Raw genomic sequence first — 16,339 nt, forward strand, 5'->3', positions numbered from 1 at the left:
CGATGGATGCCAATCAGGCGCATATTTCGCTGACGGTTTCAGGTTTCAACTCAGACCTGCAAGTACTGAAGTTCGATGGCTCGGAAGCACTTAACGAACTGTATCAGTTTGATATAGAACTGGTGAGCGAAACGCCTGATCTTGACCTCGACAGCCTGATCAATCAGCCCGCCTACCTGAGCTTTGGGCCTGAGCAGAAGGGCGTTCATGGGGTTGTTTATTCAGCGCAGCAAGGGGATTCCGGCAAGCGCCTGACCCGTTATCGCATCAGCCTAATGCCGCAACTCGCCTATTTGATGCACAGCGTCGACCAACGCATTTTCCAGCACATGACCGTGCAGCAAATCATCAGCGACGTGCTCAACAAAAACGGGATTCAAGCGGATGCCTATCGCTTCCAGCTTGGCTCGTACGTCTACCCTGAGCGCGAGTATTGCGTGCAATACAATGAAACCGACCTGCACTTTATTCAGCGCCTGTGCGAAGAAGAAGGCATCAGTTTCCACTTCCAGCACAGTGCCGACAGCCATGTGCTGGTGTTTGGCGATGACCAAACCGTATTTCCCACATTGGCGCCGCTGGCCTATCACCCCGACAGTGGCATGGCGGCGGCCAATGCGGTGGTCAAGTCGCTGTTGGTCACCTTGGAAACCCGCAGCAGCGCTGCCAGCTTTCGTGACTACAACTTCGAAAAGCCCAAGCTGACCCTCGATGGCGAATACAAGGCCGAGTTCCTCCCCGAGTTGGAAGTCTATGAATATCCGGGGCGCTTTACCGAGCGTGCGCGCGGCAAGCACCTGGCCAAACGCGCTTTGGAGCGCTTGCGTACCGGTTATGAAATAGCGGCTGGACGCAGTGATGCAAGCCTGCTCAGCGGCAGTTTCCTGAGCTTGAGCAACCATCCGCGTGCGCAATACAACGACCTGTGGCTGATCCACAGCGTCGAGCACCAAGGGCGCCAGCCACAGGTGCTTGAGGAGTCGGTCAGCAGCGATGTAAAGGCAGAAGACGGCTTCATCCAGGGCTATCGCAACAGCTTTGTCGCCACGCCCTGGGACATCACCTCCCGTCCGCCGCTCAAACACCGCAAAGCCAAGGTCCAAGGCGCGCAGCGGGCGATTGTCACCGGCCCCAAGGGCGAAGAGATTCATTGCGACGAATACGGCCGCGTCAAGGTTCAGTTCTTCTGGGACCGCGTCGGTCAGGCCGATGAGCAAACCAGTTGCTGGTTGCGCGTGAGTAACAGTTGGGCAGGCAATGCTTATGGCGCGGTGACCATCCCGCGCATCGGCATGGAAGTGCTGGTGAGTTTCTTCGAGGGCGATCCCGATCAACCCATTGTCAGCGGTTGCCTGTATCACAAGGAACACGCCGTACCTTATGCCCTGCCTGAAAACAAAACCCGCAGCACCTTCAAAACCAACAGCAGCCTTGGTGGCGCCGGGTTCAATGAACTGCGCATCGAGGATAAGGCCGGTCAGGAGCAAATCTTCGTCCACGCCCAGCGCGATTGGGATCAGCGGGTCGAAAACGACCAGAAAATCCATGTTGGCAACGAGCGCCACGACACAGTAGAAGCCAACAGCTACAGCGAGTTCAAGGCCGAAGAACACCGCATGACCCACTTAGACCGCAAGACTGCGGTCGACGCCAGCGATCACCTGAATGTCGGCGTGACTCAACATGCAAAAATAGGTGTGGGCCAGTTCGTCGAAGCCGGTACCGAAATCCACTATTACGCGGGCAGCAAGGTCGTTATCGATGCAGGCATGGAGCTGACCGCCAAAGGCGGTGGCAGCTTTGTCAAAGTCGACCCGAGCGGCATTACCTTCAGCGGCGCGACCATCAAGATCAATTCCGGCGGCGCCCCGGGCGTTGGCTCCGGGATTGCCTTGCTACTGCCTAAAATCGGCCAGCCGGCAGACCAGGCCGTGCCGGGGGAATTGCTAGTGCCTGCACAGCGTCGGGCCTTGATGCGCAAGGCCCCGCGCTGCGCGATTTGTGAAAAGGCGGCTGAGGAAGGCGCTGCGTGACTACCTTTGTAGAGGCCAATTACCTTTTAGTTGATGGTGTGATAAACCCTGACGCGCTGGTTACGCTTTATCAGCGTGGCGAGGCGCTGGATATCCAGCCTCTGTACATTGGTACCCGTTGGGCTGAGTTGCACGACATTGGGCCTATTTTGGTCTGCGCAAACGGAGGGCGTCGCCTCATTGATGAATGGGCTGCACGGGCAATGGAGTTACAAGATGCCTGTTTTCTTTCGTCTTCAGCGCCGATTCAAACCCTGGCCGATCATTTGCGTCATTTGATCAGCCCGCCTGACATATTGGGCGGCGAGGGTCTATTGCGTTTTGCCGACCCATTGGTGGCTCAGCATTGGCTCGCCAGTTATCCCCAGCAGCAGCTAAACAGCCTGTTGGGGCCAATCGAAGCCTGGTCGACCCCCGTGTTTAATCACAGTTGGGAGCCAGTGGCGCCCATTGCCTGGCAGCGCTTCACTCGCACTGAACCCGCGCAAAACTGGAAGGAACACAATGCCCTGCTAGGCCAGGAGCAGCTGGACGCGCTCGATAGCGCAGCGCGCTGGCGTTTTATGGAGCGACTCAACGAGATACTCCAGCAACACTATCCACAGTTGCTCGCTCAAATCTCCCCTGAACAACGAACGCATTGGTTTGATCAGCGTCTCAACGAGGCACAAGCCTGGGGTTTGGCCACCGAGCGTAGCCTGGCCATTTGGGTCGAGTACAGCCTGCGTTGGGGCGAGGGTTTCACGCTGCGAGCCAATGGGCCCTACCAGCAATGGCTGGAACGTACTCCGGAAGCACTCAAACTTGCCCCGGAAATGCGGATCCAGCAGATGGACAACGACTGTTTGGCGATTGAATTTAACAAGGACGTGTCATGACTCAGCCCGCGACAACCCCTCAGATTAAACAGGCGCAGCGCAACCAGGCATTTGATGACACGCCTTTATCTCATGGCCAATGTTCATTAATGGCGGGAGAGGTCGCGATCTTTCCTGTGCGTTATGCGCTTGATGAATCCCCAGAAAAAGGCACCAACCAAGGCCCCAACCCGCTTCCAAGCGATTGGCAGGGTGGTGCCTTGCCACCGCTGCAGACTCGTAGCTATACCCTGCGTCAATTGCGCGATGGCTGGGTCTACGTCTGGGATAGCATCGACAAGACATTTCATGAATATGAAGTCAAAGGTGAACAATTCACCCGCCATAAGTGGACTGACAAGCAACTGAACCAGGATGTGCGTAACAATCCGGGTGAAAGCCTGCCTTACCTGCTTTATCCACGTCGCAGTCGTTTACGCATCGCCTTTTCACCCGTGCAATGGACATGGCGAATCTGCGAGCTAATGCGCAGCAGCACCAAAGAGCAAGGCCAGTGGATGCGTGAAGTCAACCTGCCGGCCTTTTGCCTGAGCGGACGGGTGGCGAACGGCGGCCCCATCAGGGCGCTGGGCGAAAGCCTGGCAGATATTCTGCCAACGCCGAAAAAGCCTACTTTCGCGACCACCACGCTGCCGACTCAAGCTGGAGATGATGAGCCCGCCGGGCCTTTCAAGGCGACATTCGAAGAAGCACTGGTTCGAGGCAAGGTGCCAGACCAGGATACAGCTCTGTTTGTTGCGCTTGACGACCCGATTGCGCTGGTAGAAGACCTCAACATGAACCTGATGGGGCGGCTGGCTGAGCAAAGCCTGTATGAAAACCAGCATCAACACAAACTGCAAAGCGCGCAGTCTGTAATCCAATTGTGCGGTGTGGACACTGATGCGCTTACACCTGCTTCAGTAAAAGATCCGGTGCAGCGCGCAGATTGTGCCAAGGATATCTACCAGCGACTGAGCGCCGAAGACAAGGCCACTGCGCTGCGTAACAGCATGAGCCCCATTGCACAGGGCATGCATGGGATGCCGGACACCCGGTTCATTGATGCGCAGCAAATCGCCGAAGCTGCCCAGGCTGCATTCAACAGCAAATGGGGCGCGCATATCAGCGATCAACAATGGCAAGCCACCCTCAAGGATTGGAACTCCAAGAGCAAGTGGCGCGAGGATGTGTTTTTTGAAGATGTCGTCAGCTTCTATGCTGAAACCACCCAGCAACTGCTGCGCCTGCAAGCACATTGCCAGCGTAGCGAACATGACTTGATCTCCTGGCTCAATGCGCTGAAGCCCAATGCCGAGGCGGTCTATTACGACAGCTGCAATGCTGCGCAATCGACCGAGCTGCTTGGTCTCGCCTATGCGGTTTATGTGGCCTTGTCGGGCTGCGAAGCAGGCAAGGAGTGGCTGCTAAAGCAGGGTAAAGCGCCTGATAACCTGCTGGGCATGGCTCTGTTCAACTTCAGTCCGGAGTTGGAGGCCATGGTCAAACAAGTGTCTGCCAACTTTGCCGCGACAGGTTCCCTGGATGATCAAGGCCAGGGTGATGGCAGCTCTCCATTGCTTGACCCTTCGTCACCGGGCGACATCACCAATGTGTCTACGCGGGTTGCCGAGCTGAAAGGCGTGCTCGATACCGGCGTTCTGCAAAAAACAGCGGTTTACAAAGCCCTGAGCAGCGATGCCAAACAAGCATTCGACACCTTGCGTCTTGTTGCCAACGATATCGCCAGCGAAGCCTGGCATGGGCTGAGCCAGTTGCTGATACCTGCAATGAAAGAGGTTAATGCAATCAAGCTGAGCGCCCTGCAAGTACTGATCTCCACGGAAATATCCGGTGCGACGCAACTGGTCAAAAACCCCAACTATGCAAGCGAGTTTCAAGCCTGGACGCGTAAGGTAATACCCTTGAACCGTCAAAAGTCTGCTTTGCAGCAGGTGCTCTATCGCCCTGGTTTGGCGCGCGAAAAGCGCTCGGCTCGTATTCAGTTGAATAAACTGGATGAAGAACTCAATGCCTTGTTCCTGCAACGTCCGCTCGAAACCTTTGCAAAGGTGCAAGGCGGTGGGCGCATCAGCCTGGGGCCGGACAAAGTGCAAATTCTGCTCAGCGACTTGGGGCAAGCTGAAGTCGCGGCCCAGTTGCGGCTTAAAGCACTCAACACTGCCGCTTATAGCCAGCGGGCTAAAGCCTGGGTTGGGCAAAACCTGGGTAAATCCCTACCGGCCTTGCTGGTTGGGCTTAACGCCTGGAACTTCTACAGCGTCAGCAAGCAAGCGGCGAACGACGGCAGCTTCAGTGCAGATGAGTGGCGCAATATGGGTTCAAGCGCGGCCTTTACCGCCAACGCCATGATGACTTTTGCAGTGGCGCCCATGTGGGAACGAGCGGCGGGGATGGCGACAAAGCTTGATAGCCGAGTCGCTAAAGTTGCGGAGGTTTCATACAAAGCATGGATTGGAAAGGCCAGAGCAGGTGGTTCAGCTGTCGCAGGAGAGTTTGCGGCTTTTTCCAAGGCACTGATTTTACGCACTGCAACATGGGCTGTATTTGGGGCTGTCGCCTGTGGTTTGGAGGCCTGGCAGCTTTATAAAGATAGTCAGCATGCGACCAGTGAGCAGGAGAGATCACTGATATATGTAAAAACGGGTGTGGTCGCTTTTATGGGATTGATTGCAGTTGTTCAATTGGGTGGTGCTTTAGCTGGCTTTTTCTTTGGTTTTGCATGGGTAATGGCTACGCCAATTGGGATTATCCTAGCTGTGCTTGGGGCTGCGTATTTGATTCTTTCGATGATGATCAATAATGCCCACCGTGAAGGCGTCAGACGCTGGTTGTTTCATTGCAACTGGGGCCGTGAACCAAATCCTGAGTGGTCGGTCGAGACCGATACCGGGCATGCCGCACAGATGAACGCACTGGTTGAAACGCTGCAACAACCCACCTTGGTCAGCCGTGCAGTTGAGGATGTTCATCAATACAGCACACCTTATGGTGGTGGCGTGTCGGTTTCTACTCCTAAGGGCTTTTGGCTCCAGCTATTACTGCCCAAACTCGTTGCCGGCCATGATGTCATGTTGCAACCAGCAATGGTCGACACAAATTGGTTTTCTGAGGATACCTTGCACGCCACTCCTGCTGGGTACAGCGAGCAGTTTCTTAATGGTTTCTGGGCCGACCCTAAAACCTTTCAAACGCTGCCTACAACCGAAGGCGGTAATACACTGCCTGCGGATTACCGTTATAACGAGGAAGATACGCATCGCCTCTGGCAAGCCTGGATCGATACACCGCTTAGGGGCCCAGTGCTAGAGCTGGAAGTGACTTATCCATCTGAAGTGATGCGGCGTAGAGATGGTCGTGGCTATATGTTGCAACTGGCCATAGGTACTTCAGTTGACCAGGCCGATCGGCAAAATAACGCCTTTGAAGCTGCGTTAAATAAAGCGCTTGTGTTAGCAAATAATTCAACGCAACAGTTAGCGCTGCCTGTTCCTAATTGATAATAAAGAGTCGTGATGAATTTAATTAAACCTCCCGTTATTCCTGATCGGCTTACATGGGAATATGCACATGAGCCAGAGCTGATCAGCTGGACAATAAGAGCAAGAAGCTATAATACGTTTGTGGCGAATATTCTTTCAATTATTAATCTATGTATGTCATTTGGTGTTGCTTGTTTTTTATATTTTATGGTTGAAAATAATCATCTTTTTGGTGGTATTTTAGCTTCGGTTGTATTCGTGCTTAGCACACTTGTAGCTTTATCAATGACCCATCAACGAATGAACTTTGCCTATCGATTATCAGAGTCAGGTATCGAATATTGTAAATGGAAAGACTTTCCTCGCTGGATGCTGGTGGGGCTGAACTGGTTTATGGGTATAGCTGCACTGGTGCTGATCTGCCTGGCCGGTGATAACCCTTCGGCACTGCTCGCCGGGATACTGGGGCCAGGGGCGATAGGGCTAATGTCTTGGATGATGTTGAATTCTAAAAACTATCAAGAGATGCAGTCAAGATATGGGCATAACTACATTAAGTGGTCAGAAATCTATAAGATGACCTTAGGTAGCAATAGAACAATGATTGAACTTCTATATGTGACCAATAAAGATGGCGAGACCGATGATTGGAATATGTATGTGTTTTTCGATAAAAAAATAAAGCAAGAGGTTAATGATCTTATCAAGCAGCGGCTGCGACCTGAAGTGCCATATACGGTTGGTAAAATTGATGTGCTGCAGTACTGATCTGGGCGCTTGACGATCCGCTTGCGCTGGCAGAATCTTTTTAATGGCTGTTATGAAATTTATTAAACCTCCCGTTATACCTGGTCAGCTTACATGGGAATATGCCCATGAGCCGGAGCTGATCAACTGGGCAATAAGAGCAAGAAGCTATAATACGTTTGTGGCTAATATTCTTTTTTGGATTTATTTGGCTGTAACACTTTGTGTTTCATGCTTTTTTTATATTGGTTTGTTTGAGGGTGATATTGTATCCAAGGTGACTGCGGCAGTTCTGGCATTTGTGGTGCTTTTGGCTGCAAATGTTTCCATGACCCATCAACGAATGAACTTTGCCTATCGATTGTCAGAGTCAGGCATCGAGTGCTGCAATTGGAAAGACTTGCCTCGCTGGATGCTGGTGGGGCTTAACTGGTTTATGGGTATAGCTGCACTGGTGGTGATCTGCCTGGCCGGTGATAACCCTTCGGCACTGCTCGCCGGGATACTGGGGCCGGGGGCGATAGGGCTGATGTCTTGGATGATGTTGAATTCTAAAAATTACCAAGAGATGCAGTCTGATTACTATCATAGGTTTTTCAAGTTCTCTGAGATAACAGCGATGACATTGGGTACAAATAGAACAATGATCGAGCTTTTGTATCTGGCGGTTAGCGAAGGGCAGAAAGAACTAGGAAGAGGGCGGATGTATGTTTTCTTCGATAAAAAAATAAAGCAAGAAGTTAATGATCTTATCCAGCAACGGCTGCGACCTGAAGTGCCGTATACGGTTGGTAAAATCGATGTGCTGCAAACATAACGAATCCAGTCAGTTGCTGTATTGACTGGGTATAATTCCTGCAATGGAAAGGCTTGGTTTGGTCATTCTGCTGATTCTTGTTTTCAGGCTGCGCTCTATGGCATTTTTGCGCGTTACACCGGTTGAGTAATTGGCTGATTTTAACCTCAACGAATATAGATTGAGATTGTTATGTAATACTGATTGATAAGGGGCGTTTTTTTGTTGGTCAGGCAAGATCGAGTTCTGTTGGTGTGGGGCGCATTTGATGCTTTTTATGTGGCTCGCTTTGTCGTGACTAGCCTTTCTGAACATCGCATACCTTATGTGACTGACTTTACTGAAACACTTCGGGTGCTGTCGGAGCAGGGTGTTGTTGTTAATATTTATGTGATGTTTATGTGGGTGTTGCAGGCATCGATTGTCGTCAGTGCGCTTTTATTGTTGGCGCGCAAGCCCGGGTTCAAATGGTTTTATTATTGCCAAATTCCATTAAGGCTTATTTGTTATGTGCCTTCGGTTTCACTGACAACCTTAGGCGTGCTAGGCCCTCAAGGTTCCCGTAGCATTGCTATTACGCTTGGCTTGCTGCTGTTATCGGAGGCTCTAAAGGTTTTTACCCTTTTCAAGTATGTTCCCAGCAAAAAAGTGTGTAGCTGTCAGGCTGGTACTCGCTAACCCCCAGGTAACCTCGCTCGGTATTATTGCGGCAACCTTTGGGGGTTGCTTGCGCTGGTAGTTGCATCCTGGCCTATCGCCTATCGCCTATCGCCGTTCGCTGTTTTCTGGGAATCCTTCGGGAAATATCGACGCTAACGGGCTCGCCATCGCTTGCCTCCACTGGGCGATACCTTCACTAAGCCTGTGCTGAAATCTCACCAGTGCTTTCAAACTTTGTGAACAGTAGCAAACTGCTGGCACCTTGATGAATTAGAATGCCTGCCCGCTGCTAGCGTCGGAATGCTTTCCCGTTCATTCACGCACGCCCATTCATAAGAACAATACAGCGTCCCTCTGTCCTCACGACGCCCTTGCTTGCGCTGTGATCGATGTTCTTTTGATGTTCGCCTTGAAGGCGATGTAAGGAATTTTCTGTTTATGAAAGGTTTTATGCGTGCGTTGCTGCTCGGTTGCAGTCTATTGATCAGTTCTACCAGCTGGGCGCAGATGGCGACCCTGGAAGCGATGAACATGGCTGGCCTGCAGCGCAGCCTTGGGCAGATTATCGCCAAGGACTACATGATGATCGGCTCCGATGTGAAGGTGGCTTCTGCCGTACGCCAGCGAGACGAGAGTATCGCGCTGTTCGAGAAGCATCACCAGCAGCTGAAAGACTACGCCACTGATGAACAGAGCCGAGCGTCACTGGCGAAGGTCGAGGCAATCTGGGCAGAGTAAAAGCCACTGATCACCGCCCAGCCTGATAAAGCCCAGGCCCCGCTTGTGTTGGCCACGGCCGAAAAGCTGGTCAAGGAATGCCAGCAAACGGTTGATCTGTTGGAGAAGCAAAATGGTGATGCGGCTTCGCACGCAATCAATCGCAGTGGCTGGAACCGCGTGCTGACCCAACGTACGGCAATGTTCTACATGGCCCGTGCCTGGGGCGTAACTGCATCGAACCTGGATGCCGAATTTCAGGCGTCGGTAAAGGAATTCGGCAGCATCATGCAGGAGCTTCAGGCCAGCAAAGCGCCTAATCCGGAAATCGCAGAAGCGCTTCGCAAGACCGACGCTAAGTGGCAGTTCGCAAGCAAGGCGCTTTCCTCCAAGGACTTCGTTCCGACAATTGTTGCGATCAATGCCGACTCGATGTTTCGTCAGCTCAATGAGATGACTCGGCTGTATGCAGGGCTAACTACCGATAGCCTGTAAACCTCGTGCCCCGTTTGAGTACGGGGCGTTGCGGGCCTAGTCCGGCTTGCTGCCCTGCCAGCGCGGCGCTTCCAGGGGCTGCCAGTTTTGCAGCAATGCGAGCAGTTCATCTGGTGTTTCGCTGAGTTGCAGCATGGCCCGGTGATTGGCGCGCACGAACTGCTCCTCCACCAACTGGTCGAGAAAGGCGCCAAGCTTGCTGTAGAAACCCTTTACGTCGAGCAAGCCCAAGGGCTTGTTGTGGTAGCCAAGCTGCCCCCAGGTCCAGACTTCGAAGAGTTCCTCAAGGGTGCCAAGCCCGCCGGGTAGTGCGATAAAGGCATCGCTAAGCTCAGCCATGCGTGCTTTGCGCGCGTGCATGCCGTCGACCACTTCGAGCCGGGTAAGGCCCTGGTGGCCAACTTCAGCGCGCTTGAGGCTCTGTGGAATGATGCCGATCACTTCACCGCCTGCCGCCAACGCGGCATCTGCAACAACGCCCATCAAGCCAACAGCACCGCCACCGTACACCAGGCGGATATTCTGTTGGGCAAGGTGCTGGCCAAGTTTTACGGCCGCTTCTTGATAGATGGGGTTAGCGCCGGTACTGGCACCACAGAACACGCAGATCGAACGCAAACTCATGGATTTGCTCCTGGACAATTTGGGAATCGCTGAAAAGCTAGCGAGCGACCAGAGTATAAGGTGCAACATCCAAGGTGAGTAACAGCCGAAGGCTGTCGCAGAACAGATGCCGCACCAACGGCTGCCGCACAATACCAAGCGCAATGTTTTATCGAGGGTTCGTTGCCTGCGCAGGTCGGCCTTGTTGGGGGATTCAAATCGACTATGCGGCGTCTGGGCCTGTCCAGGCTCTATGGGCTAACACCGCTGTTGCCGCCTGCGTAGGCTGCCAGCAGGCTTTGTAAGAGTTGGTTTAGATGATTCTGTTGGCTGTTCATAAAAGTGGCTCCTGATTGATGAAGTCAGGTTAGCCTTGCGGGTTGGCACTGGCTTTTTGATTTAATTGATCGACTTAATAGTATTCACCAGCAGTTGCACACAAAGACTGTGGAGTGAGCTGTGGGTAAGGTGGGCGTATCAGTCTGCGTGGCTAGTCATCCGGGGCTTACAGATGTTTGTACGTTTTTTGATCAAAAGCAGCTTGCTGTGTATTAAGGCGTTATCCACCTGCTTTTTTCAGCGCAATAGAGTTGTCCACGACTACTGTGGGTAGGGTTGTAGATAACTAGGGGATGTATCGCTGAAGGCCATATAAACAAAGGCTTGCAGGCTATTGGTTGAATTTTGATCAGCCCGCTTGAGGTGTAAAAAGCAGGGTTCTCAAGAGGATTAGTCAAGCAATAAGTTAATTATTTATGCACCTGGAAAGCGGTCTATGCACAGTTATCCAACTTCTCTGTGGAGCGCTCTGTGTATAACCTGAGTGCTAAGCCAGCAAAGCCTTTAAACACTAGGTGTTTAGCCTTCTGTTTGTTTTTTGATCAATATTAATTAGCCGTTAAATCAATGAGTTAGTCCCACACTCAGAACTATTCGATCTCGTCATGAAAGTTGTCCACGGCAATTGTGGGCAGTCTTGTTGATAACTGGGGTATGTATTGAGCAAAGCCTTTTGAACCGGGGGTTATAGAGAATTGATTGTTTTTTGAACAGTCGTTCTCAGAGGACAAATCCCCGAGGGAAACAGCCATTCGTCAAGCCAAGAATCAACTATTTACAATCTGGTCGAGGCGTTATGAGGAGTTATCCAGTTTCTCTGTGCAGGGCTCTGTGGATAAGCTGCGTGCTAAGTTGGCAATGCCCCGGGAGACTAGGCTTGTGCGCTGCTGTACGTTTTTTGATCAGTAAAGATTAAACTGTTAAATCAGTGGCTTAGCTGTTTTGTTTGGGGTTTTTGACAGGCTCTGAAGTTGTCCCCGTCTACTGTGGGCAGCCTTGTTGATAACTAGGGTATGCATTGTTACAGCCCAATGAAATCAAGGCTTCACGCGAGGTGGTTGTTTTTTGTACAGCCTTTGTCAGTTCAAAAAAAGCCTGTGGCAAAGCTAAAGAGTCAAGAAATTATTCAGCCATTTCAGTGGCTTACTATTTTCGAGGGCTCAGTTATCCCAGTTCTCTGTGCAAGCTTCTGTGGATAACCTGCGTGTTAAGCCCTGTGAGCCACGCAAGACTAAGTGTTGCCGATGTTGTACGTTTTTTGACCAGTTTTCTGGGCTTCGCTTGGTTATTGGCTCAAGGCGCTAATGCGGGTAGAGCGGCCCAGTAGCTGGAGTGCGCGGTCAGGGTAGTCTGTGATCAAGCCTTGGGCGCCAAGGTCAATCAGCTTGCGCATGGCGGGCTGTTCGTTGATTGTCCACAGCTGTACGTTGAGGCCGCGTGCTTTAGCTGACTCAATCAATGCTCGGCTGGCAAGCTCAACGCCACTGTGGCGCGGGGGAATCTGCAATACCTGGTAGGAGGGCGAAAGCACCCGGCCCAGGCCCAGCCACTCCATCGCGAGCCAGAGGCGTATCGAACTTGGGCTGGCTGAGGTTGCGACCCCGGGGCAGTAGTGGCGCAGGCGGACCAGGTTGGATTCGTAGTAGCTGGCAATGATCACTCGATCGCGCTGCTTGTTGCGGTCCAGGCTCTGGCAGACTTTGTCCACAAGGCTATTGTCTGCCAGCTTCAACTCGATGATCTTGGCCATTTGCGGTTCAGCCTGCAGCACTGTATCCAATAGCGGGATGTCGATGCCCTGGGCGCGATATGGATAGCTCTGCCCGCCATCGGCAGTCCATCTGTATCCCGCATCCAGTTGCTGCAATTGCGCCAGGGTAAAACTATCCACAAGGCCTTCGCCGTCGGTCGTGCGATCAACGCTTTCATCGTGGATAACCACGACTTGCCCGTCGCTTGTCAGGCGCACATCCATTTCCAGCATGTCCACGCCTAGTGCACTGGCGCGCTGGAAGGCGAACAGGCTGTTTTCTGGCCACAGCCCACGGCCGCCACGGTGCGCAATGACCAGGGGCTGCTGGCCAAATGAGCTGAGTACCTTGGGTGTTTTTGCAGGTTTGCTGGTGAGCGCCAGTACTGCCAGTGCAACGGCGATAAGCAGGGTTGGGGCAATAAGGAAGCGGGCGAGGCGCAACATGATTTTTCTGTCCGGGCCGGGGGCTTACTGACTATGACAGAGTAGAAGCGAACGGGCTGATGAACTGGAGCACAGTTGCGGGCATTGGGGAGAACCTACAGCCGCAAGGCTGTAGGTTCAGGAGCGATAGGCAGGTTGTCGCTAGCTGGCAAGCAACCAGGCGCCGGTCAGTGCCGAGGCTGCGCCCGCGATACGTATCAGTGGCGCGGCTGCTTGTGGCACAAAGCGCACCAACGCATAGCCGCTGGCATGCAACGCCGCCGTGGCCACAATAAAACCTATTGCGTAGCTGGCAGGGCTTGCCAGTGCTGGCAGTTCAAGGCCGTGGGCAATGCCGTGGCTCAGGCCAAAGACTGCGGTTAGCGTCAGGGCGAAGGCTGCTGGCAGGCGAGCGGCAACCGCAACCAGCACGCCGAACGCCAGGACTGAGCCAGCAATGGCGGTTTCCATCAACGGCATCTCGATACCACTAAAGCCCAGTACGCCACCGAACAGCATGCTGCTGACGAAGGTTACCGGCAATGCCCAGCGTGCCGCGCCTTGTTGTTGGGCTGCCCAGAGGCCTACAGCGAGCATGGCCAACAGATGGTCAAGGCCAAACACCGGGTGGGCCAGACCGGCCATAAGTCCGGATTCGTGATGGCCGGGGTGGGCAAATGCCAGTGCAGGCGTGAGGAACAGAGCAAGGCTAAACAGGGATTTACGCAGGTTCATGATTAAGCGTCCTTGTGGATATTCGAGTCAGGCGGCGTTGAGCATGCCGTGGCGTTCAATGAAGGCGATGATGTCTTCGAGGCCCTGGCCAATTTTCTGGTTGCTGAAAACAAAGGGTTTTTCGCCGCGCATTTTTCTGGTGTCGCGGTCCATGATTTCAAGCGATGCGCCAACCAGCGGGGCGAGGTCGATTTTGTTGATTACCAGCAAGTCAGACTTGCATATGCCTGGGCCGCCCTTGCGTGGCAATTTGTCACCGGCGGAGACATCGATTACGTAGATGGTCAGGTCCGACAGTTCCGGGCTGAAGGTGGCCGACAGGTTGTCACCGCCGGACTCAACCAGAATGATGTCGAGGCCTGGAAAGCGTTTGTTCAACTGATCTACCGCCTCAAGATTGATCGAGGCATCCTCGCGAATTGCGGTATGCGGGCAGCCACCGGTTTCAACACCGATGATTCGCTCTGGCGCCAGGGCTTCGTTGCGCACCAGGAACTGGGCATCTTCCTGGGTGTAGATATCGTTGGTCACGACGGCAATGTTGTAGCGTTCACGCAAGGCCAGGCACAGGGCTAGAGTCAGGGCTGTTTTGCCGGAACCGACCGGGCCGCCGATGCCGACGCGCAAGGGTTGGCTATTCATGTTGGAGTTTCCTTTTAGGAGCGAAATAGTCGACTGTACTGGCGCTCATGCGCCATGCTCGCCAAGGCCAGGCCAAATGTGGCACTGCCCCAGTGGGCGGGTTCAGCTTGATTGCAGAGTTGTTGTGCCTGTTGCAGCACCGGCAATAGGGTCGATGTCAGGCGTTGTGCCGCCTGTTGGCCCAAAGGCAGGGTTTTCATCAGCACTGCCAGTTGGTTTTCCAGCCAGCCCCAGAGCCATGCGGCCAATGCGTCGTCAGGGGTGATTTGCCAGGCCCGCGCAGCCAAGGCCCAGCCGAGCGCCAACCCTGGCTCTTGCTGCGTTTCGAAGAACTCGCGAGCGGGTGTGTCCAGTTCGGGAAGGCCCTGCAATAATTGCTGGATTGAATAACCCATCTGCCGGCTTTCGAGACGTAACTCGCGGGTCTCGCGGCTGGCACTATGTTGCTCGGCGAGCAGTTTCAGTGTTTCCCAGTCGTCGCGTTCTGCTGCCTGGCAGTGGGCAAGCAATAGGGGCGCTTCGAAGCGTGCGAGGTTGCATAGCAATTGGTCGCTGATCCAGCGTTGTGCGCTGGCCGCGTCCTTGACCATGCCTTGCTCGACTGCCATTTCCAGGCCTTGTGAGTAGCTGTAGCCGCCGATCGGCAGTTGCGGGCTGGCCAGGCGTAACAGCGCCCAGGCTTTGTTCACTTGCGCACACCAAACTGGTGCAGGCGCGGTGCATAGCTGAATTCGGCATCACCGGCATGTGAGTGATGATGACCGCCGCCGTATGCGCCATGCTCGGGCTGGTAAGGTGCCTCGATCAACTCAACCTTGGCCCCAAGCTGTTCGAGCATGGCCTTGAGTACGTAGTCATCGGGTAGCCGCAGCCAACCTTCGCCCAGTTGCAAGGCAACATGGCGGTTGCCCAGGTGATAGGCGGCGCGCATCAGCTCAAAGGGGCTGTCACAGGTCACGTGCAGCAGTTGCTCGGCACGGGCGCCGACACGAATAACTCGTCCATCCTGAGCTTGCAGGCACTCGCCATCGTGCAGGGGGGGGTGGCCGCGCTCAAGAAACAGGCCGACGTCCTCACCGGTTGTTGTAAAGCAGCGTAGGCGGCTTTTACTGCGGGCCTCAAAGGTCAGCAGCAGCTCTGCGTCCCATTTTTCCTGAGGCTTGATACGTTGATGAATCACCAGCATGCGTTAGGTTCCAGCAAGACAATGCAGCGTTACAGAGCAAGGGGCTTGCCAATGCTGTGAAGCGCTGAAATGGTGCGGGTTGTAGCGTCTGTGTGATAGTTGTTGAGGCGCAGCTTGGGATTTATTTGGTGCGATGCAGGGTCTATTGCGCCACTTTGGTGCGCCTCAGGTGCTTGGCCAAGGGCTGGGTGCCGGGTACATGCCAGTACTTGGCACCGATAAAGATGACTCGTAGCTGCTCGATCATCTTGGCGGCGGGCTGCAGGTGAGGCGGCAGTGGTTTTGTCGGGGTGTCGATCAACTCGGGCAATGTGGCAAACACCGTTTTCACGATCATGTCGGCGAGCAGTTCCAGCTCTTCGCTATCGTGGTGCTGGTGTTTGGGCATCAGGGCCAGGTCGGCTGCGAGGTCGGACATTATGCGACCCCGCAAGGCGCCGATTGCCTGGCGCACAGGCAGCGAACCGCCAAATTGCTCACGGGCGAGAAAGATGAACTGGGGGCGGTTTGCATCCACTGCGTCGAGGAAGATGCGCACCGAGGCGTCGATCAGTCCGCCCAACTCGAACTCGTTGTGGCGAACCTTGCGGATGGTTCCGCGGAAAGTCTCGCCGACTTCAGCCACAAGGGCCAAGCCCAGTGAGTCCATATCCTGGAAGTGCCGATAAAAACCTGTCGGTACTATGCCGGCTGAACGTGCGACTTCACGCAAGCTCAGGCTGCAAAAGCCACGACCTCCGGCCATCAGGCTGCGCGCCGCATCCATCAGGGCGTGGCGGGTTTGCAGTTTTTGTTCGGCGCGAGGTTGCATCAGTCAAGACTTCCGGAAGATTGCAGCACACTTTAACAA

At 53.9% G+C, this 16,339-nt stretch carries 15 protein-coding genes; 8 read left to right on the top strand and 7 right to left on the bottom strand.

All coding sequences use genetic code 11. The features are described 5' to 3' along the window. The first annotated feature begins 2 nt into the window (after positions 1-2). From PSES9_RS0113150 to PSES9_RS24330, 8 genes are all read left to right on the top strand, one after another. A complete protein-coding gene (locus PSES9_RS0113150) occupies positions 3-2,033 on the top strand; it encodes a type VI secretion system Vgr family protein (protein ID WP_010487612.1) in 2,031 nt (676 codons plus the stop codon). After that, the gene (locus PSES9_RS0113155) at positions 2,030-2,911 is read left to right on the top strand and encodes a DUF4123 domain-containing protein (RefSeq protein ID WP_010487613.1); all 882 of its coding nucleotides are present in this window, start codon (positions 2,030-2,032) and stop codon (positions 2,909-2,911) included. Before PSES9_RS0113150 ends, PSES9_RS0113155 begins: the two co-directional genes overlap by 4 nt. Then, a complete protein-coding gene (locus PSES9_RS0113160) occupies positions 2,908-6,411 on the top strand; it encodes a T6SS effector BTH_I2691 family protein (RefSeq protein ID WP_010487614.1) in 3,504 nt (1,167 codons plus the stop codon). The genes PSES9_RS0113155 and PSES9_RS0113160 overlap by 4 nt, the downstream gene beginning before the upstream one ends. Before the next feature lie 15 nt (positions 6,412-6,426). After that, on the top strand, positions 6,427-7,161 hold the full coding sequence (locus PSES9_RS24925) for a hypothetical protein (protein WP_138943106.1): 735 nt from the start codon (positions 6,427-6,429) through the stop codon (positions 7,159-7,161). Between the two features lie 43 nt (positions 7,162-7,204). Further along, positions 7,205-7,957 carry a hypothetical protein gene (locus tag PSES9_RS0113170; RefSeq protein WP_010487616.1) on the top strand — a complete coding sequence of 251 codons (753 nt, stop codon included), beginning with the start codon at positions 7,205-7,207 and terminating at the stop codon, positions 7,955-7,957. Positions 7,958-8,188: 231 nt separating this feature from the next. Continuing rightward, positions 8,189-8,614 carry a hypothetical protein gene (locus PSES9_RS0113175; RefSeq protein ID WP_138943108.1) on the top strand — a complete coding sequence of 142 codons (426 nt, stop codon included), beginning with the start codon at positions 8,189-8,191 and terminating at the stop codon, positions 8,612-8,614. Positions 8,615-9,034: 420 nt separating this feature from the next. Beyond that, positions 9,035-9,334: a type IV pili methyl-accepting chemotaxis transducer N-terminal domain-containing protein gene (locus tag PSES9_RS24325; protein ID WP_051120966.1), complete on the top strand. Its 300-nt coding sequence runs from the start codon at positions 9,035-9,037 to the stop codon at positions 9,332-9,334. 45 nt (positions 9,335-9,379) lie between these two features. Then, positions 9,380-9,808: a hypothetical protein gene (locus tag PSES9_RS24330; RefSeq protein WP_051120968.1), complete on the top strand. Its 429-nt coding sequence runs from the start codon at positions 9,380-9,382 to the stop codon at positions 9,806-9,808. A gap of 36 nt (positions 9,809-9,844) precedes the next feature. Here the strand turns inward: PSES9_RS24330 and PSES9_RS0113185 are convergent, their stop codons facing one another. From PSES9_RS0113185 to PSES9_RS0113220, 7 genes are all read right to left on the bottom strand, one after another. Continuing rightward, the gene (locus PSES9_RS0113185) at positions 9,845-10,432 is read right to left on the bottom strand and encodes a TIGR00730 family Rossman fold protein (protein ID WP_010487618.1); all 588 of its coding nucleotides are present in this window, start codon (positions 10,430-10,432) and stop codon (positions 9,845-9,847) included. 1,603 nt (positions 10,433-12,035) lie between these two features. Beyond that, positions 12,036-12,947, bottom strand: a complete 912-nt coding sequence (locus PSES9_RS0113195) for a glycerophosphodiester phosphodiesterase (RefSeq protein ID WP_010487619.1) — start codon at positions 12,945-12,947, stop codon at positions 12,036-12,038. A 141-nt stretch (positions 12,948-13,088) separates the two neighbouring features. Then, the gene (locus tag PSES9_RS0113200; RefSeq protein ID WP_010487620.1) at positions 13,089-13,661 is read right to left on the bottom strand and encodes a HupE/UreJ family protein; all 573 of its coding nucleotides are present in this window, start codon (positions 13,659-13,661) and stop codon (positions 13,089-13,091) included. A 27-nt stretch (positions 13,662-13,688) separates the two neighbouring features. After that, positions 13,689-14,303: an urease accessory protein UreG gene (gene ureG / locus PSES9_RS0113205; RefSeq protein WP_010487621.1), complete on the bottom strand. Its 615-nt coding sequence runs from the start codon at positions 14,301-14,303 to the stop codon at positions 13,689-13,691. A gap of 14 nt (positions 14,304-14,317) precedes the next feature. Then, a complete protein-coding gene (locus tag PSES9_RS0113210; RefSeq protein WP_010487622.1) occupies positions 14,318-14,992 on the bottom strand; it encodes an urease accessory protein UreF in 675 nt (224 codons plus the stop codon). After that, positions 14,989-15,489: an urease accessory protein UreE gene (gene ureE, locus PSES9_RS0113215; protein WP_010487623.1), complete on the bottom strand. Its 501-nt coding sequence runs from the start codon at positions 15,487-15,489 to the stop codon at positions 14,989-14,991. Before ureE ends, PSES9_RS0113210 begins: the two co-directional genes overlap by 4 nt. A 142-nt stretch (positions 15,490-15,631) precedes the next feature. Then, entirely contained in the window at positions 15,632-16,300 is a 669-nt protein-coding gene (locus PSES9_RS0113220) for a TetR family transcriptional regulator (RefSeq protein ID WP_010487625.1), read from the bottom strand. Positions 16,301-16,339 lie beyond the last annotated feature (39 nt).

Source organism: Pseudomonas sp. S9 (assembly GCF_000222125.1).
GTDB lineage: Bacteria > Pseudomonadota > Gammaproteobacteria > Pseudomonadales > Pseudomonadaceae > Aquipseudomonas > Aquipseudomonas segetis.

Coding starts and splice junctions, on each gene's coding strand:
- PSES9_RS0113150 (WP_010487612.1), top strand. CDS start 3: ATGGATGCCAATCAGGCGCATATTTCGCTGACGGTTTCAGGTTTCAAC.
- PSES9_RS0113160 (WP_010487614.1), top strand. CDS start 2,908: ATGACTCAGCCCGCGACAACCCCTCAGATTAAACAGGCGCAGCGCAAC.
- PSES9_RS24925 (WP_138943106.1), top strand. CDS start 6,427: ATGAATTTAATTAAACCTCCCGTTATTCCTGATCGGCTTACATGGGAA.
- PSES9_RS0113170 (WP_010487616.1), top strand. CDS start 7,205: ATGGCTGTTATGAAATTTATTAAACCTCCCGTTATACCTGGTCAGCTT.
- PSES9_RS24325 (WP_051120966.1), top strand. CDS start 9,035: ATGAAAGGTTTTATGCGTGCGTTGCTGCTCGGTTGCAGTCTATTGATC.
- PSES9_RS0113185 (WP_010487618.1), bottom strand. CDS start 10,432: ATGAGTTTGCGTTCGATCTGCGTGTTCTGTGGTGCCAGTACCGGCGCT.
- PSES9_RS0113195 (WP_010487619.1), bottom strand. CDS start 12,947: ATGTTGCGCCTCGCCCGCTTCCTTATTGCCCCAACCCTGCTTATCGCC.
- PSES9_RS0113200 (WP_010487620.1), bottom strand. CDS start 13,661: ATGAACCTGCGTAAATCCCTGTTTAGCCTTGCTCTGTTCCTCACGCCT.
- ureG (WP_010487621.1), bottom strand. CDS start 14,303: ATGAATAGCCAACCCTTGCGCGTCGGCATCGGCGGCCCGGTCGGTTCC.
- ureE (WP_010487623.1), bottom strand. CDS start 15,489: ATGCTGGTGATTCATCAACGTATCAAGCCTCAGGAAAAATGGGACGCA.
- PSES9_RS0113220 (WP_010487625.1), bottom strand. CDS start 16,300: ATGCAACCTCGCGCCGAACAAAAACTGCAAACCCGCCACGCCCTGATG.